The organism is Robinsoniella sp. (genome assembly GCF_034124845.1).
Genome location: NZ_JAWYAJ010000541.1, coordinates 6,219 through 9,004, shown reverse-complemented (window position 1 = coordinate 9,004; position 2,786 = coordinate 6,219). Strand labels below are relative to the sequence as shown.

Genomic DNA, 2,786 nt, shown 5'->3' with positions numbered 1-2,786 from the left:
TGACATGTGCGAATGCGGCGGTATTCTGAAAATAGATGGAAAAGAGGAGCATTTCCAGGTACATGAATCTCAGGAGGAAGATGATGACCGCACAAGAATCTATCATGGAACAGAGATGGATGGTGCGATTATGTATGGGAAGCCGGGCAAAAAACCGCCGATGTGGCTTCATAGCATTATGAAAAATGAGATGAGGTATTTCAATGGAATTATGCATGGAGAATCAGCGGATGATGAATTCAGGCCGCTGCTTACCGGGGAGGCGGCAAAGGCAGCTATTGCAACTGCGGATGCCTGCACAAAATCAAGGCTTGAGGACCGCAAAGTGAAACTTGTTGAAATAGTAGAGGGCTCAATCGTATCAGAGAAGAATAAATATCAGGAGGAGTAAGTTATGGGAAGATTTGGGAAGAAAGCAATGGCAATCGCACTGGCATCAGCAGTCATGGTTACACCTTTAGCTGTATGTGCGACGGAAGAAAATCAGGAACAGCGACAGGTAACGCAAGGAACAGAGGAGATAGCCGTTATAGATGACGGTCAGGAAACAGTTGCTACAGACGAAGCACAGGCAGATGAAGCAACTGCTATCACTGTTGAAGGGGGGGAGACAGCCGAAGAGGGCAGCGCAAAAATCCCGGAAGGCATTCTGTTGGAAAAGAGCAATGTTGATATAGCCGAAGGGCAGGGATACAGTCTGGACCAGGAGGCTGGCGCCGAATATGTAAAGGCAATGACCCAGGGTACAATAATCCTATCCTATAAATCAACAAGTGAAAATGGAATCCAGTCTCTGTTCAGCGTAGGGAACAGTACCAAGGGCAATCAGGACAGGCATTTCCATATCTATATAACAAACTCTGGCGGCGTAGGCATAGAACTTAGAAACACGGACGGTGTCTTCAAATATACATTGGACAGACCGGCGTCAGTGCGTGCTCTGTATAAAGGAGAACGGGTATTCAATACGGTTGCATTAAAAGCCGATGCGGCAAATAAACAGTACAAATTATTTGCAAATGGCGAGCTTCTCGTAACACTGGATAAAGACGCGTTTAAGTTTATCAGTGACATTACAGGTGTAGATAACGTTACATTAGGCGGCACGAAGAGGCAGGGGCAGATTGCATATCCGTTCGGGGGAACGATTGGTGACGTTAAGGTATATAGTAATGCACTGTCCGACGAAGAATTGATCCAGGCAACAGGAGTGACCACATATGGTGAGAATATATTCTATGCCGGGGATGCCACTGAATCAAATTACTTCCGAATACCGTCATTGCTGACTTTAAGCACAGGTACCGTTATCACTGCTGCTGATGCAAGGTATGGCGGCACCCACGATTCAAAAAGTAAGATAAATATTGCTTTTGCCAAAAGCACTGATGGCGGAAATACATGGTCTGAGCCGACACTGCCGTTTAAGTTTGACGATTACATAGCTAAAAATATAGACTGGCCAAGAGACTCTGTAGGGAAAAATGTGCAGATCCAGGGAAGTGCATCTTATATAGATCCGGTATTGCTGGAGGATAAGGTTACTAAAAGAATTTTCCTGTTTGCAGATCTGATGCCCGCGGGTATCGGAAGCTCCAACGCTTCTGTAGGCTCTGGCTTTAAAGAAGTGAATGGCAAAAAGTATCTAAAACTCAGATGGCATGAGGATGCAGGCAGCGCATATGACTACACGATCCGCGAAAAAGGAGTAATATACAATGATGTTACCGACCAGCCAACAGAGTTTCGGGTAGATGGAGAATATAATCTTTACCAGAATGATACGAACCTGACCTGTAAGCAGTATGATTACAATTTTAGCGGGACGAATTTAATTGAAAGCAAGACAGATGTTGATGTAAACATGAACATATTTTATAAAGATTCTGTATTCAAAGCATTCCCGACCAACTATCTGGCAATGAGATATTCTGACGATGAAGGGGCAAGCTGGTCAGATTTAGATATTGTCAGCAGCTTTAAGCCGGAAGTCTCCAAATTCCTGGTAGTGGGCCCAGGTATCGGAAAACAGATATCTACAGGTGAGAATGCGGGAAGGCTGCTTGTGCCTTTATATTCTAAGTCTTCAGCAGAGCTTGGGTTTATGTACAGTGACGACCACGGGGACAACTGGACCTATGTGGAGGCGGATAACCGTACAGGCGGCGCGACAGCCGAAGCGCAGATTGTCGAGATGCCGGATGGTTCACTTAAGACGTATCTGCGAACAGGTTCCAACTATATTGCCGAAGTTACCAGCATTGACGGAGGAGAGACATGGAGCGACAGAGTACCGCTGCCGGGAATCAGCACCACCTCTTATGGGACACAGCTATCAGTCATTAATTATTCACAGCCTATAGACGGGAAGCCGGCAATCATCTTATCTTCGCCAAATGCCACAAATGGACGTAAGAACGGGAAAATATGGATTGGGCTTGTCAATGATACAGGAAATATCGGAATAGATAAGTATTCGGTAGAGTGGAAGTACTCCTATGCGGTAGATGCGCCTCAAATGGGATATTCCTATTCCTGCCTGACAGAGTTGCCTGACGGTCAAATAGGTTTATTGTATGAAAAGTATGATTCCTGGTCACGGAATGAATTACATCTGAAAGATATACTGAAGTATGAGAAATATTCAATCAGTGAGCTGACGGGGCAATCTTCGGGAAATTAATGGCCAGAGAGAATAACACAAACTGTCTGCAGGCAAGCCTGTGGGCAGTAACAAGTAAACAGTAAGGAGGAACATGGCAATGTGCAAATTAGAAAAATATAAA

At 44.9% G+C, this 2,786-nt stretch carries 2 protein-coding genes; both read left to right on the top strand.

The window, feature by feature from the left end:
* A partial coding sequence (locus ACH2DQ_RS26970; RefSeq protein ID WP_395028682.1) for a Gfo/Idh/MocA family oxidoreductase occupies positions 1–391 on the top strand: 391 nt, incomplete at its 5' end.
* A gap of 3 nt (positions 392–394) precedes the next feature.
* Complete coding sequence (locus ACH2DQ_RS26965; RefSeq protein WP_394911442.1) at positions 395–2,683, top strand: sialidase domain-containing protein; 2,289 nt, start codon at positions 395–397, stop codon at positions 2,681–2,683.
* Positions 2,684–2,786: the final 103 nt, after the last annotated feature.